Annotated in this window: 17 protein-coding genes; 6 read left to right on the forward strand and 11 right to left on the reverse strand. The window is 43.5% G+C overall.

The window, feature by feature from the left end; translation table 11 throughout:
• Window positions 1-35 precede the first annotated feature (35 nt).
• From AC1RM2_RS31745 to AC1RM2_RS31780, 8 genes are all read right to left on the reverse strand, one after another.
• Complete coding sequence (locus tag AC1RM2_RS31745; protein WP_090648966.1) at window positions 36-692, reverse strand: 3-oxoacid CoA-transferase subunit B; 657 nt, start codon at window positions 690-692, stop codon at window positions 36-38.
• 57 nt (window positions 693-749) lie between these two features.
• On the reverse strand, window positions 750-1,100 hold the full coding sequence (locus tag AC1RM2_RS31750) for a four helix bundle protein (RefSeq protein ID WP_492989140.1): 351 nt from the start codon (window positions 1,098-1,100) through the stop codon (window positions 750-752).
• Window positions 1,101-1,156: 56 nt separating this feature from the next.
• Window positions 1,157-1,852 (reverse strand): CoA transferase subunit A, encoded by a 696-nt coding sequence (locus AC1RM2_RS31755; protein WP_492989141.1) that lies wholly within the window; start codon window positions 1,850-1,852, stop codon window positions 1,157-1,159.
• 183 nt (window positions 1,853-2,035) lie between these two features.
• On the reverse strand, window positions 2,036-3,121 hold the full coding sequence (locus AC1RM2_RS31760) for an SGNH/GDSL hydrolase family protein (protein WP_492989142.1): 1,086 nt from the start codon (window positions 3,119-3,121) through the stop codon (window positions 2,036-2,038).
• A gap of 238 nt (window positions 3,122-3,359) precedes the next feature.
• The gene (locus AC1RM2_RS31765) at window positions 3,360-3,722 is read right to left on the reverse strand and encodes a DUF8817 family protein (protein ID WP_492989143.1); all 363 of its coding nucleotides are present in this window, start codon (window positions 3,720-3,722) and stop codon (window positions 3,360-3,362) included.
• Window positions 3,723-3,822: 100 nt separating this feature from the next.
• Window positions 3,823-4,341, reverse strand: a complete 519-nt coding sequence (locus tag AC1RM2_RS31770) for a hypothetical protein (RefSeq protein WP_492989144.1) — start codon at window positions 4,339-4,341, stop codon at window positions 3,823-3,825.
• A gap of 19 nt (window positions 4,342-4,360) precedes the next feature.
• A complete protein-coding gene (locus AC1RM2_RS31775; protein ID WP_492989145.1) occupies window positions 4,361-6,724 on the reverse strand; it encodes an endonuclease MutS2 in 2,364 nt (787 codons plus the stop codon).
• Window positions 6,708-7,316: a DUF4296 domain-containing protein gene (locus tag AC1RM2_RS31780; protein ID WP_492989146.1), complete on the reverse strand. Its 609-nt coding sequence runs from the start codon at window positions 7,314-7,316 to the stop codon at window positions 6,708-6,710. Before AC1RM2_RS31780 ends, AC1RM2_RS31775 begins: the two co-directional genes overlap by 17 nt.
• Before the next feature lie 43 nt (window positions 7,317-7,359).
• Between AC1RM2_RS31780 and AC1RM2_RS31785 the strand changes: the two genes are divergently transcribed.
• The 5 genes from AC1RM2_RS31785 (at window position 7,360) to AC1RM2_RS31805 (ending at window position 11,268) form a co-directional block, all read left to right on the forward strand.
• Window positions 7,360-8,049, forward strand: coding sequence for a YggS family pyridoxal phosphate-dependent enzyme (locus AC1RM2_RS31785; protein ID WP_492989147.1), 690 nt, complete (start codon window positions 7,360-7,362; stop codon window positions 8,047-8,049).
• Window positions 8,050-8,183: 134 nt separating this feature from the next.
• Window positions 8,184-8,651: a GNAT family N-acetyltransferase gene (locus AC1RM2_RS31790; RefSeq protein ID WP_492989148.1), complete on the forward strand. Its 468-nt coding sequence runs from the start codon at window positions 8,184-8,186 to the stop codon at window positions 8,649-8,651.
• 256 nt (window positions 8,652-8,907) lie between these two features.
• Window positions 8,908-9,714: a DUF3298 and DUF4163 domain-containing protein gene (locus AC1RM2_RS31795; protein ID WP_492989149.1), complete on the forward strand. Its 807-nt coding sequence runs from the start codon at window positions 8,908-8,910 to the stop codon at window positions 9,712-9,714.
• A complete protein-coding gene (locus AC1RM2_RS31800; protein ID WP_492989150.1) occupies window positions 9,715-10,971 on the forward strand; it encodes an aspartate kinase in 1,257 nt (418 codons plus the stop codon).
• A gap of 141 nt (window positions 10,972-11,112) precedes the next feature.
• Window positions 11,113-11,268: a Sec-independent protein translocase subunit TatA/TatB gene (locus tag AC1RM2_RS31805; protein WP_147052303.1), complete on the forward strand. Its 156-nt coding sequence runs from the start codon at window positions 11,113-11,115 to the stop codon at window positions 11,266-11,268.
• A 566-nt stretch (window positions 11,269-11,834) separates the two neighbouring features.
• On the opposite strand, the gene AC1RM2_RS31810 is transcribed toward AC1RM2_RS31805, so the two are convergent.
• From AC1RM2_RS31810 to AC1RM2_RS31820, 3 genes are read right to left on the reverse strand one after another with little or no spacing between them, the layout of a single operon-like run.
• Entirely contained in the window at window positions 11,835-12,536 is a 702-nt protein-coding gene (locus AC1RM2_RS31810; protein WP_492989151.1) for a pirin family protein, read from the reverse strand.
• Window positions 12,499-13,050 carry a hypothetical protein gene (locus AC1RM2_RS31815; RefSeq protein ID WP_492989152.1) on the reverse strand — a complete coding sequence of 184 codons (552 nt, stop codon included), beginning with the start codon at window positions 13,048-13,050 and terminating at the stop codon, window positions 12,499-12,501. Before AC1RM2_RS31815 ends, AC1RM2_RS31810 begins: the two co-directional genes overlap by 38 nt.
• 10 nt (window positions 13,051-13,060) lie before the next feature.
• On the reverse strand, window positions 13,061-13,822 hold the full coding sequence (locus AC1RM2_RS31820) for a dioxygenase family protein (RefSeq protein WP_492989153.1): 762 nt from the start codon (window positions 13,820-13,822) through the stop codon (window positions 13,061-13,063).
• A gap of 184 nt (window positions 13,823-14,006) precedes the next feature.
• On the opposite strand from AC1RM2_RS31820, the gene AC1RM2_RS31825 reads away from it, so the two are divergent.
• Window positions 14,007-14,624, forward strand: coding sequence for a phosphatase PAP2 family protein (locus AC1RM2_RS31825; RefSeq protein WP_492989154.1), 618 nt, complete (start codon window positions 14,007-14,009; stop codon window positions 14,622-14,624).
• Window positions 14,625-14,651 lie beyond the last annotated feature (27 nt).

Raw genomic sequence — 14,651 nt, forward strand, 5'->3', positions numbered from 1 at the left:
TTTAATTAATGCTATACCTCATTACAGATATTTTTTTAAAGCACAATTTCGGGCACCTCCCCTTCTATTATTAACTCTCCGGCAGTCGCTTTTATTATCTCTTCTACTGTTACGCCAGGGGCTCGCTCCAGTAATTTAAAGCCGCCCTGCGGCAAAACGTCAAATACGCCCAGTTCAGTTACTATTTTTTTCACACAGTGCACGCCGGTTAAAGGCAAGGTGCACTTAGGTAATAACTTCGATTCGCCCGCTTTGTTTACGTGCTGCATGGCTACAATAATATTTTCTGCCGATGCCACGAGGTCCATAGCGCCACCCATGCCCTTCACCATTTTGCCAGGAATTTTCCAGTTGGCTATATCCCCGTTTTCGGATACTTCCATGGCGCCCAGGATAGTCAGGTTAACTTTCCTGGCCCTGATCATCCCAAAACTCATAGCCGAATCGAATATTGACGAACCAGGCAGCATGGTTATGGTTTGCTTACCGGCATTAATTACATCCGGGTCTTCCTCTCCTTCAAACGGAAATGGCCCCATCCCCAACAAGCCGTTCTCTGATTGTAAAACAACATCCATAGTTTCGGGGATGTAATTGGCCACCAATGTTGGGATGCCTATACCAAGGTTAACATAGTAACCGTCTTTTATTTCTTTGGCGATGCGTTTAGCGATGCCGTTTTTATCTAACATAAAATTAATTTGAGGATTTGAAAATTTGAGGATTTGAAGATGAATTTAATTTTCATACTATCCACTTTTTGCACTCGCTATAATTTTTTGATAATATTTTTTGATCACCTTCAACTTTTCAATTAGTGACTCACTAAACGGATAGCCCTTCGAAAACTGGCAAAGCAACAGGAAGTATTCAGTCTCGTCAGCTTCCTTGGCAGCTATCTTAAATTTATGTATAAAGTCATTTTTACTTTCGGCGTTTTGGGCTTCACGAACATTCGCCCCAATTGAAGTACCCGATCTGATAATCTGTCTTGCAATAGCATATTTTCTATTCGATTCCAGTTCTTCCGAAAACTCAATTATATCGAGTGCAAACTCAAAAGTCAATTTAACAATCAGGTTTTCTTTATCGTCTCTCATTAAAATAATATTCTACCAATTTTTATTCATTTTCAAATCTTCAAATTTTCAAATTTTCAAATTACTCTCACCGTACGGTGTTCGATTCGTTTTTCGTAACCCCCGCCTTGGAAAATTCGATGTACATAAATTCCCGGCGTATGGATATGATCAGGGTCCAGTTGTCCCGGTTCAACAAGCTCCTCTACCTCGGCAATGGTTATTTTTCCGGCCATAGCCATAACAGGGTTAAAATTCCGGGCGGTTGATTTATAGATGAGGTTACCCATGGTATCGCCTTTCCAGGCTTTTACAATGGCAAAATCGGCATCAAAGGCCATTTCCATCAGGTAATCTTTACCATTAAAATTGCGGACTTCTTTGCCTATCGCTACTTCGGTACCAACACCAGCTGGGGTAAAAATGGCGGGCATGCCGTAGCCAGCTGCCATACACCGTGTTGCAAGTGTGCCCTGGGGTATCAATTCTACCTCCAGTTCGCCGCTTAACAGTTGGCGTTCAAATTCGGCGTTTTCGCCAACGTACGATGAAATCATTTTTTTTACCTGGCGTTGTTGCAGCATCAGTCCGATGCCAAAGTCATCAACGCCGGCATTATTGCTGATACAGGTAAGCTGTTTTACCCCTTTTTTTACCAGGGCGGCTATACATTTTTCGGGTAATCCGCATAAACCAAAACCACCCAACATCAGGGTCATACCGTCCCGGATGTCGCGGATGGCCTCATCGGCATCACTTACTACTTTGTTCATGTTTTATAATTGGTTAATTCAAAACTACTGATAAGAGTCAAGAATCAAGAGCCAGGAATCAAGATTTTTTATCCCGAACTGAGTTAGCAAAAGGCTAAGCATCGACCTCAAAAAATTTGCACTTTTTAAGACAATCCAATAGGCTACAAATCCTGTTCGTCCTGCAAAATCCTGTCAATCGTGTCACCATTTAACCGTTTTATCCATAAACGCTATCAGGTCATCGGCCATTGCCTGCTGCTCTTTGGCGCTTGGGTGCCCCGGCGTATTTTTATAGGGAATCATATGGGTGTAAATACCTTTGTCATTTAAGCCAGCGACTGCTTTTTCGATATATCCGGGCCATGGCGAACCTTCTTTAGTGGCATCCATACTGCCCAGGATGCAAAGGATTTGAGCTTTGGGATATTTTTTGCGGATATTTTTTACCATCTCCCGGTAGGCTTTGACGATTTGATCAGCCTCGGGTGGCTTTGTGCCGAAACGCTCTTTAAATTGTGGATTATCAGGCATTTTAACTATCCACGAATCGTTTTGAAACAGGTTGATTACCACTACATCGGGGGTATATTTTGTAAAATCCCAAAGGCTTGTCGGGTCGGTTGGGTCAAGGCGGTTATACATTTCGGGCATGATAAGCGGGAACCAGCTTACCAGTACGCCTATGCCGCTTTTAGCCGTAGCCACATAGGCGGCATCATAATGGCGTGCCGTTATAGCGGCATAGCTAATATAGCCGTTCTCGTAAGGGGCGCTCCCTCTATCCTGCCCTGTAGTATCTTCAACAGCATAGCCACAGGTGATGGAATTACCAAAAAATTCAATTTTGCGTTTTTTAACCGGCGGTGGGGGCAATATTGATGCCCCTTTATCCAATATAAACTGCACAAAAGTGGTTTTACCCTTATCCCATTCGGTGCGTTTGAATAGTTCAAGGCTATGGTTACCGTCGGGAAGGCCTTCGGCAAGGGTGTATGTTTTTTGAGCATTTTCCAGGTGTAAGGTGTTGGTTACCTTACCATCTACAATAATTGTAAAATAGTTTTCGCCTCGCTCGTCCTGTAACACGGCCGATACGCCGGTACCTTTAAAGTTAATTACGGCCGATGATCCCGTCCAGTAAAATTCCGCAGCCTCATCGGTCATGTTAATGCGGCCGGTATAGCGGATATGGGTATCCTTGCTTTTGAGCACCAGGCTTTGCGCCTGGCAAGTTGATAGGGATCCTGACGATACCAGGAACAGGATTACAAAGTAAAGTTTACGCATTTTCTTGCCGGTTTACAGGCCTAATTTATGCAATTTGCCGACGTAAAACAAGCCTGCAAATACCCCTCCTGCCATGCACCGTTCGCACACCTTGCAATACTCTTTTAAACACCAACCCCGCACCTTTGAATGCCCTTACAAGCACCATTGAAACACCCACAAACTAATGACCAATGACGCGAAGCAAAATGACCAATGACAGCGCAGCGAAATGACTAATGACCAATAACGCGAAGCCCTAATCAACCGGTGTACCAAATTGCAACAGGTAACCGTTGTAATCGTAAATAGCAAATTCGCGCATGCCAAAATCAAAGGTTTCTATCGGGTAGCAAATAATGGCATGTTCTTTCAACTCCTTCCACAACTCGTCAACCTTATCGGTACGAATGTATAGCGATCCGGTAAACTTGGGCATCCCGAATGGTTCATGCTCATTGGGTAACGCAAACATAATCTCGATATCGTCCCGGCTAACCGTTGCCCACCCCCAGCGCTCATCATATCCAACACATGTAAAGCCCAGGTTACTAATGTAATAATCTACCGTTTCCCGTACCTGCCGGGTGTATAACATTGGAGTGATAGTTTTTAGGCCCATTGGTTTATAATATTTGGAAAATATACTAACTTATTTCAAATAAACACAAGTTACTCCTTAAACCGGGATGAGGAATTTTTACAGCATGTTACTCACCAGTTTAATTATCCTCCATCTTTTTTGTTGATAAATTAAACCTAAAACCGGTGTAGTCATATTCATAAAAGCCATCAAAACCCATAATAAAATGATGTTCCCAATTTTTGAAATATTCCTTGGCTTCAGTCCGATTCTTGAAATTCAAAATATTAATAAGCAATACTTTCTGATTTTCGACATTTATGTAGCCCACATACTGCCTTTTGTAATTACTAAAGCCAGGCGTAACATCTGATAAAACTTTTCGTCCATACAATTTTTTTCCATCTATTATTTGTGGATGTTTGGAAATGTGAGTTAAAGCCAGTTCCGCCTCCTTAATATCATCAATCGTAGGGGTAAATCTTCCCTTTTGTTCTGCATCTATATCAACCTTACTTTTAGCAGGGAATACGTAACCAGAATAATTTTCACCCCGGATACTAAGCGTGGTGTCACTCCTTAATATATCAGGCTTAATGACACTTTGTGCTTTTGCTGATAAATTTATTAAAAGAAAAAAGACAAACCAATATCTCATTCTAAATCAATAATGACTTTTATTTCAAATATACATAAGTTATCCCATCGCCACCCCTATCGGCGTGCTCATCTTCCAATCTGTCAACCTGGTCGTATTTTTTGAGGTATTGGCGTATCATTTTGCGCAAAATGCCATCACCTTTGCCGTGGATGATTTTTAGGTTACCAAAACCCATCATCAGGGCGCGGTCAAACAGTTTTTCGATATTGTGCAGGGCATCCTCGGTGCGCTGGCCGCGTACGTCAATCTCCGGACTAAAATTAGCGAAATCGCTGGTGTGCGAGTTCATGGTACGCCTCACCTCTTTGGGTACCGACGATTTGCTCACCCGCTCCACCTTTTTCTTTTTAGCTACGGTGCGCAAATCGCCAATGGCAATTACCACGTTATCGCGGATAATCTCTATCACCTGCCCGGTAGTTTCCGAATCGGTTAGTTTTACCCAGTCGCCAGGTTTCAGTTCTTCCTCAGCAGCCGGGCTTGGTTTTACAGGCTCAACCTTTACCGTGTTCTTTTTAAGCTCGATATTCAGGTTTTCGCGTAGGGTGCGTGTTTTTTCCTTATCGGCATTGCTGCTTTTAATTTCGGATATGGTGTTTTCAACCAGCTTGTTGGCGTTCAGGATGATGTTTTTAGCCTGGTCTTTAGCCTCGCGTATCAGTACTTTTTTATTTTCGTCCAGGTAGCTTTTCAGCTTTTCGTTCTCGGCCTGTAACTCGTTTACTTTACGCTGCTGCTTGTCCAGTTTTTGTTTGGTTTCAAATATCTCGCGTTTTTCGCGCTCCAGGTCAACCAACAGGGTGTCTACCTTTTTCTGGCCTTCGCTTATTTTATTCCGTGCCAAGTTAAGTACGTTTGGCGGCAGGCCTATTTTTTGGGCTATCTCAAAAGCGTATGAGCTGCCGGGCTTGCCAACTTCCAGCCGGTAAAGCGGCTTCATCTCTACGTTATTAAACAGCATCGATGCATTTTCTATGCCCTCGGTATTGCTGGCGAAGATCTTGAGGTTGCTGTAGTGCGTAGTTACCATCCCCCTTACCTTTTTATGGTTAAGCGATTCCAGCACGGCCTCGGCAATGGGGCCGCCAAATTGCGGGTCGGTACCGGTACCAAACTCATCTATCAGTATCAGGGTTTTACCATTAGCCTGCTCCACAAAATTTTTCATTTTGGATAAGTGGGCGCTATAGGTACTCAAATCGCTCTCGATAGATTGATCGTCACCTATATCAACAAACATCTGCTTAAACACACCTATTACACTGGCTTCGGCAGCCGGTATCAGCAAGCCCGCCTGAACCATCATTTGCAGCAGTCCAACCGTTTTCATACAAACAGATTTACCGCCCGCATTAGGGCCCGATACTACAATAATGCGTGTACCTTCATCAATCTGTACGTTTAAAGGCACCACCGTTTTTTGCTCCTTTTTAAAATTCAGGAACAGCAGCGGGTGACGGGCATTAAATAATTTTAGTTTCGGCTCGTTCACCACCTGGGGCATTTCGCCTTCAATGTCAATGGCAAACAGGGCCTTGGCGCGTACAAAATCAAGCTTGGTTAACAGGCTGTGGTATGATAATAAAAGCGGCGCATAAGGCCTTAACTCGGTTGTTAACGCTGTCAATATCTTTACAATCTCGCGGCGACGCTCAAATTCCAGGTCGCGTACACGGTTGTTGAGGGTAAAAACCTCTTCGGGTTCCATATAAACGGTTTGGCCCGAGGCCGATTCGTCGTGGATAAAACCTTTTAGCTTACGCTTGTTTTCGGCCAGCAGCGGGATACACAGCCTGCCATCGCGTACCGTGAGCGATCCATCGGCCGTCCAGCCGCTTGATGACGCATTTTTAAATATCTGGTCAATCTTTTTGCGGGCTTCCTGCTCGGCTTTGGCTATGCCCGATGTTATTTCCTGTAACTCGCGCGATGCATTGGGGCGTATTTTTCCTTTAGGGTCAATAACCGCGTCAATCTTTTTCAGGATGGCTTTCTCAATAGGCAGGTGCTCAAAAAGCGCCTCCAGGTTGGGGTAAAGGCCTTCCCGTTCGCTAAAATAGGCTATAACGGCAAATACGGTTTGCAGGGAAGCCTGAACCTGGTAAAATTCTTCCTCGTTCAAAAAAACACCTTCTATACGGGCTTTATTGGCCAGGGATTTAATATCAAAAAAATGGTGAATGGGTAGTGCGGCATCGTTTACCAGGATGTTTTTGAACTCGTTGGCCTGGCTTAAAAACTTGGCAATCTGGTCGTAATTGCTCATCACCTGTATCTTATCAACCATTTGCTGGCCCATCTCGCTCAGGCAATGAGCTTTTATTAATTCCTTTACTTCGGTAAACCCAAGCTTATCTACACTATTAATTGGGTACAGCATTAAGTTTTTTTCTATGTTTTAATTTTTTTGCCGAGTCGATTTTTGATTTCATCGCTCTTTTAGTTTTTGCTTGTTTAGCTAAATCGTTTTTTAGCGAATCGGCCTTCCGGGCCATAACCCTTTCCCTTATTTTTGCCTGCTTAACCGAATCGGCTTTTTGGGCTGGTGTTTTCGGTTTAAGCAACGCTTTCCGTACCGAATCGGCTTTCAGCGAATCGGCCTTTTGGGTAGTTGCCCGTTGTTTGTTTTGAGCCAGGTTAACAGAATCTGACATGGTTTTTATCCTAACCTCAACAGAATCATATATTTTAAACAGTTTGTCGGGTTCGCTGGCGTAATACTGCATGCTTTTCCTGAACTGGGCCGAATCGGTATCAAATTTCCTGAAAGCATCTAAATATTTACCCATGCCATATTTGTACAGGCTATCGCCCCCCTGCAAACCGTTATATAACGAACCGTCTATGAGGTGTATCTGTATCAATAAGCCAGTCATTTGTTTGGGCTGGATAAATTTTGAGGGGACACTATCGCTTTTGCAACCGCACAAAAAAAGTGTTACTGAAAAAAACAAGGTCAAGTATTTATACATTCTGTAATTTAGCGGCTGATTAATTAAGCAAATTTACGGATAAATGAGCATTGCAGATAATATCAAAAGCTTAAAAAAAGAAACGGAGGCCGACAAGGTAATATTGTTAGCCGTATCAAAAACAAAACCCGCTGCCGAAGTACAGGAAGCATATGATGCCGGGCAGCGTTTATTTGGCGAAAACCAGGTACAGGAACTGGTTGAAAAACAGGAGCAATTGCCCAAAGATATTGAATGGCACCTGATTGGCCACCTGCAAACCAATAAAGTAAAGTACATAGCACCTTTTGTGAGCATGATACAATCTGTTGATAGTATAAAGCTGCTACAGGAAATAAACAAACATGCCCAAAAAGCAGATAGGGTAATTGATTGCCTGCTGCAAATTTATATTGCCGACGAGGAAACAAAATTCGGACTGGGTTTTGATGAAGCGATAGAGCTGTTACGATCTGATGAATTTGCAGCTTGTAAAAACATCCGCATCCGCGGGTTAATGGGCATTGCCACCAATACCGATAACGAAAAGCAAATAAAAGACGAATATTACGAACTGAAAACCTTTTTTGACGGAATAAAAGTGAGCTATTTCAGAAAAGATGATAGTTTTAACATTTTATCGATGGGCATGTCGTCCGACTATAAAATAGCTATTGAGCAAGGCAGCAACATGGTACGCCTGGGCAGCACTATTTTTGGCACAAGGGTGGTGAAACATTGGAAGAATAACTGAAGTTGATTTGAAGATTTGAGAATTTGAAAATTTGAAAATGTTGCCCTTAGTTAAAATAATTGATTAATGTAAAACAGATTGATTTTGCCAGGGAGCCGCTGACAGTACCAATGAACTAATGAACAAGTGAACTAATGAACATAAAAATAAAAGTTGCCACTGTTGAAGATTGCCCGCGGCTGTTGGAACTGGTACATGAGCTGGCCTTGTTTGAGCGGGCGCCGGAGGAAGTAACCGTTACTTTAGATGAATTTATTGATGCCGGTTTTGGCGCCAAACCTGTTTGGAAGGCTTACGTGGCCGAAGTTGACGGACTGATAGTGGGTTTCGCGCTTTATTATATCCGCTACTCAACCTGGAAAGGCTGCCGCTTGTACCTTGAAGATTTAATTGTTACCGAGGCCTATCGCGGCCAAAAAATCGGCAAGCTTTTGATTGAAAGGTTAATTGTGGAAGCCAAAGAACTTGGCTTTAGCGGCATGGTTTGGCAAGTGCTTGACTGGAACGAACCGGCTATTAACTTTTACAAAAAATACGAGGCTAATATTGAGGCCGGATGGCTTAATGTGTCGTTGTCGAAAGAGCAGTTGGAGAAGTATTAGCAAGCTGGCGTTGCATAGCGGCGAAGACTCACCCCGACGAGGCTGCGCCCGTCACCCCTCTCTCCGACTGCGTCGCATAGAGGGGCGATAAAAAAATAAAAATTGGAGTTCACCCTCTATGCGGCGTAAGCCGGAGAGAGGGTCGGCCAGCGTAGCGTAGCCGGGGTGAGTCGTGACCAGCGTTCAAAACAATGCCCTTGTAAAACCAAATAAGCTATTGGTGTATTAAGCTATAACTACTAAAACAACATCTAACATGAAAACCGTCAGCAGGCTTTGTTTTATTTTAGTTGGATTTGCATTTGCATCATGTCAATGGAGTGTTAAACCAAAAGAAGATAAACAAACCGTAAAAGATACGCTTGCCTATACTTATAAAACTATTCATGAGCGGGCGGCCGATTGTGGCAACAAGCCCGACAGTAGTTGTACCGTGGTAAAAATCAGTTACCCGGTTTTTGATAGTGCCAAAACATTAAACAATTTCATCACCATTAAACTTGCCAACTTATTCCAGATAGATAAGAAGGCTGACAGCACTGTTGAGCAAATGACCCGGAACTTTCTGAGGTCATATACCGATTTCAGGAACAGCGACCCAAAATCGGCCATTTTTTATACCCTCGACAGCCATGCCAAAGTACTCATGCAGGATTCCAGCATTACCACTCTCGAAGTTGGTGGTTATACCTACCAGGGTGGCGCACACGGATCATCGGGAACATATTTTATCAACTGGAATACCAAAGCCAATAAAAGCATCACCTTAAATGATCTTTTTATTGACGGTTATGCCGATAAACTAAAGGCCATTGCCGAGGGAATTTTCCGTAAGGAAGAAAAGCTAAGCGACACAGCATCCCTGGCGCGCGACTATTTTTTTAAGGATAATAAATTCGCGCTGAACGATAATTTTTCGGTTACACCTATAGGGCTTAAATTCATCTATAACCAATATGAAATTAAGCCTTATGCTGCGGGGATAACCGGGTTATTTATCCCCTATTCACAAATTAAATCATTACTTCGGCCAAATTCGGTTGTGGGTAAATTCATTAAATAAATGCTTGTATTTAAATTCGGAGGGGCATCAGTTAAGGATGCCGATGGTATTATCAATTTAGCCAGTGTTGTTAAACAATACGATGGCCAACAATTACTCATCGTGGTATCGGCCATGGGCAAAACCACCAACGCGCTGGAGAAGCTCACCAAAGCTTATGTAGATCAAACTGAGGATATGCATAGCATCTTCGACAGTATTAAACAATATCACTTTGATATTTTGCATGAGTTGTTTGATGCCAATGATCCTGTTTTTGATGATGTGGCCAATACTATTGTGGAGATTGACTGGGCCATTGAAGATGAGCCTCATGATAGCTACGACTTTATTTACGACCAGGTTGTATCCATTGGCGAACTGGTATCAACCCGCATTGTATCTGCTTACCTTAACAAAGCCGGCATAAAAAGCCAATGGCTTGATGTGCGCGGCTATATCCACACCGATAACAGCTACCGCGAGGGCATTGTGCAATGGGATAAAACACGGGCAAGTATTAGCAAGGATATTCCTGCTATGCTGCAAAAAGGCGCGGTGGTAACACAGGGGTTTTTAGGTGGTACATCCGAAAACTTTACCACTACCTTAGGCCGCGAAGGATCCGATTACACCGCATCTATCTTCGCCTCCTGCCTGGGTGCCGAATCGGTTACCACCTGGAAAGATGTTCCAGGCATCCTGAATGCCGACCCCAAATATTTCGCCGATACCGTAAAATTTGATGAACTATCTTATACCGAAGCCATCGAGATGACTTATTACGGCGCCAGCGTCATCCACCCAAAAACAATAAAGCCTTTACAAAACGCCAAAATACCCTTGCTGGTGAAACCCTTCACGCATCCCGATGCTCCCGGCACCGTGATTAAAGAAGATGGCTTCAACAAGTTTGAAAAGCCGGTTATTATCCTGAAACAAAACCAGGTATTACTTTCCATTTCGCCAATTGATTATTCATTTATATCCGAAGATCACCTGAGCGGCATTTTTGGCTTGTTTGCCCAAAACCAGGTAAAGGTAAACGTAATGCAAACCTCGGCCCTTAGTTTTACGGTTTGTTTTGATTTTTATGAAGAGCGTTTTGAAAAACTACTGAGCAATCTTAAGCCGGAGTTTAAAGTAAAGTATAATAGTGGTTTAACACTGATTACCACCAGGCATTACGATGAAAATTCGCTTAAGGAATTAACGGCAGGAAAGACAATACTACTTGAACAAATCAGCAGGAATACGGCACAGATGGTGGTGCGGTAAGGTATTTTTGGGGGCGGCAACCAATTCATCGGCACAAATTAGCGCCTCGCCGATACAATGCCCTGTATAATATGGTGCCTTGGTACTTTTAGGTTAATAAAGGGTTAGTAATTAAAACATTCATCAAAAAAACTTAAAATTATGGGATTAGGAGCACCTGAAATAATACTCATCATCATCGCAGTATTGTTATTGTTTGGCGGCAAAAAAATCCCTGAGCTGATGCGCGGCATGGGCCAGGGCTTAAAGGCATTTAACGATGGTAAAACCGAAAAAGACGCAGCCATTAAAGAATAATTTAACTTAAAAAAGGAAAACCAAAAAAGGTGCATGAGTTATCTCGATGCGCCTTTTTTGGTTATAAAGCCCGGCCAAACTTTTAAGGCATTACCATCAATAAATGTTATACGTATAAACATTAACAGGCCTTATGCTATCAGGCAAATCGCTTTTAAACATCTCAAATAAAAAAGAGAGTAAAAAGGATAGCTTATTTCACGCAAAGACGGTAAGAAGCAAAGGCGCAAAGAGTTTTGCTTATTTTTCTTAGCTTCTTGGCGTCTTTGCGCGAGAAAAAAATAACCGACTTAATATCAAATCCGATGTTGTGCAATTAGGCTATAGAAATCGCCGCCGAAATCTTAAACGCGATTTCCCTGCTTATGCCATTAAGTAAACAAAAACACGGATATAATAATATCGAATAATGAATGTCCAACACCGAAGTTTCCCCTTCATTATTCGTTATTGGGCGTTCAGTGTTCGATATTTAAATCGACCTTAATTCCTTAACTTTAATAGCATTGGCATAAGGCCTTGAGGTGGGCAATAGATTTCGGATATTTTCTACCCGGCAACGCCTTTTATCCCTCCATCTCCAAAACCAGCATCACCGCACTATTGCTCAAAGCTTCCATATCAGCTTCTTGCAGGCCCCACAAAGCAAGGCCGTCTCGTTCGTGCATCAGGCGGCCTTGCAGTTCAAAGGCGCCGGCAATTACAAAGGCATAAAACAACGAGCCAGGGGTTTTCAGGTGATAAAGCGCATCGGCACGTCCATCAAACCGGCCGATGTGCAGGTTAAAAGGCAGCCTGAATAAAGTGGGGATAATACTTATCAATTCATTTTGCCTGCCCTCGAAGTCAAAGCCGAAGGTTTGCTTAAAAAACGGGAACACTTCGGTATCAGCGTCTATCTGCAGCTGCAAAAAGTTAACCCAATCATTTGGGTAGGGGTTATTTAAAGTTAAAATATCGCCGCTGTTTGCGTAATTAATATACACCTCGCCTACATCAACTACCGTACTTTTCCCTTCGGCATCCTCAACAAGCAGGGCGCCGGTTACCGGCACCGCTACAAAATAGCAGGCGTTTTGTACCTGTATGGAAATTGATTTACCGGCAGCCAAAATCTCGTCGTTAAATACACGCAGGGGGCCAAAAGCCTTACGGTGCTCATTAAAATGCCCGTCGTAATTAAAAGTGCTGCACCGCCTGAAGGTATTATTTTCGGTAATTACCCGCTGATCAGCAAGGTGAATCTGCCCGGGTGAGGTCTTTTCCATGTTGTTGCAATTTTTGGAGTGAATGAATATTTACGTATGGCGGCAGCTTAAACAGGTTGCTCAACACTTCTTCACCGCCGGTTGCTTCGGGCCGGTAATCGGCTACCAGCAAAAAATCGGCAATGGTATCGTGCCAGGCCAGTGCCTCTGTATAAAAATTAACAGCCACCTGGTGCCGGGCTTTATCGTTGATATCAGAGTTGATGATCTCGAGCTGAAATTTATTGAACTTTAAAAAACGCTTACCCACGTTATTAAGCACATCGGGCACTATACCACCTAACTGCTGCAAATACCCGGTTATGGCCGGGGTAACCATACCGGCAAGCCTTTTGGCGTTTGGCGCGTGTTTTAGCAGGTCGGCATAGCTGGTAAAAGCGGTACCGTGGCTGTAGTTTTGGGCCTGCATTTTAAACTCCATGTACGATGCCTCAAACACCACCTTATCCCATTGTTTGGTTGCGTTTATGTCGATAATTTTTCGGTAGCAAAGTGTAATTACGCGGGTGTCCATGTTAATACGGTTAAGCAGGTACGCTCATGCTGATTGATAGTACAAAGCCGGCTGTTTTACTGCCGGTAATGGTAGCCAGCTCAAGGGTATCACCATCGCTGAACACGCCGTCGGTAGCGTTATAGGTATAACCGCTCATTCCCTTACTATAGCCTGCCACAGTAGCTAAAGCCGTACCCGTTCCTTCAGGAAAAGCTATTTGTGTAACTTTTAATGATGTACCTGCCGAGTTGTATATATGCACATGAATATGTGTGGCACGGCCGGTATACCAGCCCGGGAAGATAGAGGTAAAAGAAACCAGGCCGTTGGAATCGGTAGTTTGCCTGCCACGTAAAAAATGTACCGAAGTGTAATTGGTAGATTGTGAGCCGCTGCCGCCATACTCCGAATAATTACCCTCGGCATCGCAATGCCAGATATCAACCAGCGCGCCCGATAAGGCATTGCAACTGTTATTGCTGTTGTTAACGGTAATATTAACAGTCAACTTGTAGCCGGTACGGTCGCTGGTAATATCGCTGCGCACGTATGATGCCGGCGAATGGGTTGGGTAAGGCCCCTCTGTTTCGGTTTCAATAACACTGCAGGTGCCTGAGCTGGAACTTGACCCGGAAGAACTGCTCGACCCGGAAGTACTACCTGACGACGAGCTGGTATCTGTTGTGCTGCTTGTAGTAGTTGTTACCGAATCTTTTTTGCAGGCTTCAACCAATACCGATGTAGACACTGCGCCTATCATCAGGCTTTTTAAGAAATTTTTACGTTCCATGATTTTAATCTTTTTAGTTTATATTTTGTGATGCTGGTTAACGATTCAAAAGTAAAATGTATCAGGAAAGTGACATACCATGTGTCGGTAAGCGAGAGTTTTGTGTCGATGAAAAGATAAGCCAGCTGAACAATTCGTTGTAAATAGCCCTATATTGGGGCAATACAAATCCTTAAAACTAAAAATGGCAGTGCGCAGGTATTCATGTTTCAGATTTTTAGTCATCGCGCTTCCATGGCAACTGCTTTTATGCCTGCATATTAACACCGCTGCCGCCCAGTTGCGCACCCCACGGTTTGATGATGCTATCATGATAGATTTACAGGAACACCGCAGCCCTGCGCAAACCTGCTTTTTCCTGTTCATGAGCAATAACTTGGAATATGGCAATATTGGCGTACCTGCGGGCTTGCTGGTTGGCGGTATCATCGGTAATAATAAGGAGATGCGGCAAAATGCCCTGTACGTCGCCAGCAGCACGGCCATTTCTGCCGGGTTAACCCAACTGATCAAAGTGCTGGTAAAGCGGCCGCGGCCATTTGTACAAAACATCCACATTACACCTGTTTACCGCCCCGGAAGCTATTCTTTTCCATCGGGGCATAGCTCATCATCATTTGCCACAGCAACTGCTTTATCGGCCGCTTATCCCAAATGGTATGTAATAGTTCCCGCGTATTTATGGGCAGGCTCAACCGCGTATTCCAGGATGTACCTGGGGGTACATTACCCTACAGATGTAGCAACGGGTGCAGGACTGGGAGCTGCGAGCGCTTTGCCGATGTTGTTTTTGAAAAAGTAGTGTTTTAGGCTATTTTTAATTTAATCA

Source organism: Mucilaginibacter sp. GW822-FHT03E02, assembly GCF_058801545.1.

What these genes read in the sequence shown, in the direction of transcription:
- AC1RM2_RS31790 (WP_492989148.1), top strand. Translation starts at nt 8,184, where the DNA reads ATGAACATAAAAATAAAAGTTGCCACTGTTGAAGATTGCCCGCGGCTG.
- AC1RM2_RS31745 (WP_090648966.1), bottom strand. Translation starts at nt 692, where the DNA reads ATGTTAGATAAAAACGGCATCGCTAAACGCATCGCCAAAGAAATAAAA.
- AC1RM2_RS31765 (WP_492989143.1), bottom strand. Translation starts at nt 3,722, where the DNA reads ATGGGCCTAAAAACTATCACTCCAATGTTATACACCCGGCAGGTACGG.
- AC1RM2_RS31775 (WP_492989145.1), bottom strand. Translation starts at nt 6,724, where the DNA reads ATGCTGTACCCAATTAATAGTGTAGATAAGCTTGGGTTTACCGAAGTA.
- AC1RM2_RS31815 (WP_492989152.1), bottom strand. Translation starts at nt 13,050, where the DNA reads ATGGACACCCGCGTAATTACACTTTGCTACCGAAAAATTATCGACATA.
- AC1RM2_RS31795 (WP_492989149.1), top strand. Translation starts at nt 8,908, where the DNA reads ATGAAAACCGTCAGCAGGCTTTGTTTTATTTTAGTTGGATTTGCATTT.
- AC1RM2_RS31770 (WP_492989144.1), bottom strand. Translation starts at nt 4,341, where the DNA reads ATGAGATATTGGTTTGTCTTTTTTCTTTTAATAAATTTATCAGCAAAA.
- AC1RM2_RS31760 (WP_492989142.1), bottom strand. Translation starts at nt 3,121, where the DNA reads ATGCGTAAACTTTACTTTGTAATCCTGTTCCTGGTATCGTCAGGATCC.
- AC1RM2_RS31805 (WP_147052303.1), top strand. Translation starts at nt 11,113, where the DNA reads ATGGGATTAGGAGCACCTGAAATAATACTCATCATCATCGCAGTATTG.
- AC1RM2_RS31785 (WP_492989147.1), top strand. Translation starts at nt 7,360, where the DNA reads ATGAGCATTGCAGATAATATCAAAAGCTTAAAAAAAGAAACGGAGGCC.
- AC1RM2_RS31750 (WP_492989140.1), bottom strand. Translation starts at nt 1,100, where the DNA reads ATGAGAGACGATAAAGAAAACCTGATTGTTAAATTGACTTTTGAGTTT.
- AC1RM2_RS31780 (WP_492989146.1), bottom strand. Translation starts at nt 7,316, where the DNA reads ATGTATAAATACTTGACCTTGTTTTTTTCAGTAACACTTTTTTTGTGC.
- AC1RM2_RS31755 (WP_492989141.1), bottom strand. Translation starts at nt 1,852, where the DNA reads ATGAACAAAGTAGTAAGTGATGCCGATGAGGCCATCCGCGACATCCGG.
- AC1RM2_RS31810 (WP_492989151.1), bottom strand. Translation starts at nt 12,536, where the DNA reads ATGGAAAAGACCTCACCCGGGCAGATTCACCTTGCTGATCAGCGGGTA.
- AC1RM2_RS31800 (WP_492989150.1), top strand. Translation starts at nt 9,715, where the DNA reads ATGCTTGTATTTAAATTCGGAGGGGCATCAGTTAAGGATGCCGATGGT.
- AC1RM2_RS31820 (WP_492989153.1), bottom strand. Translation starts at nt 13,822, where the DNA reads ATGGAACGTAAAAATTTCTTAAAAAGCCTGATGATAGGCGCAGTGTCT.
- AC1RM2_RS31825 (WP_492989154.1), top strand. Translation starts at nt 14,007, where the DNA reads ATGGCAGTGCGCAGGTATTCATGTTTCAGATTTTTAGTCATCGCGCTT.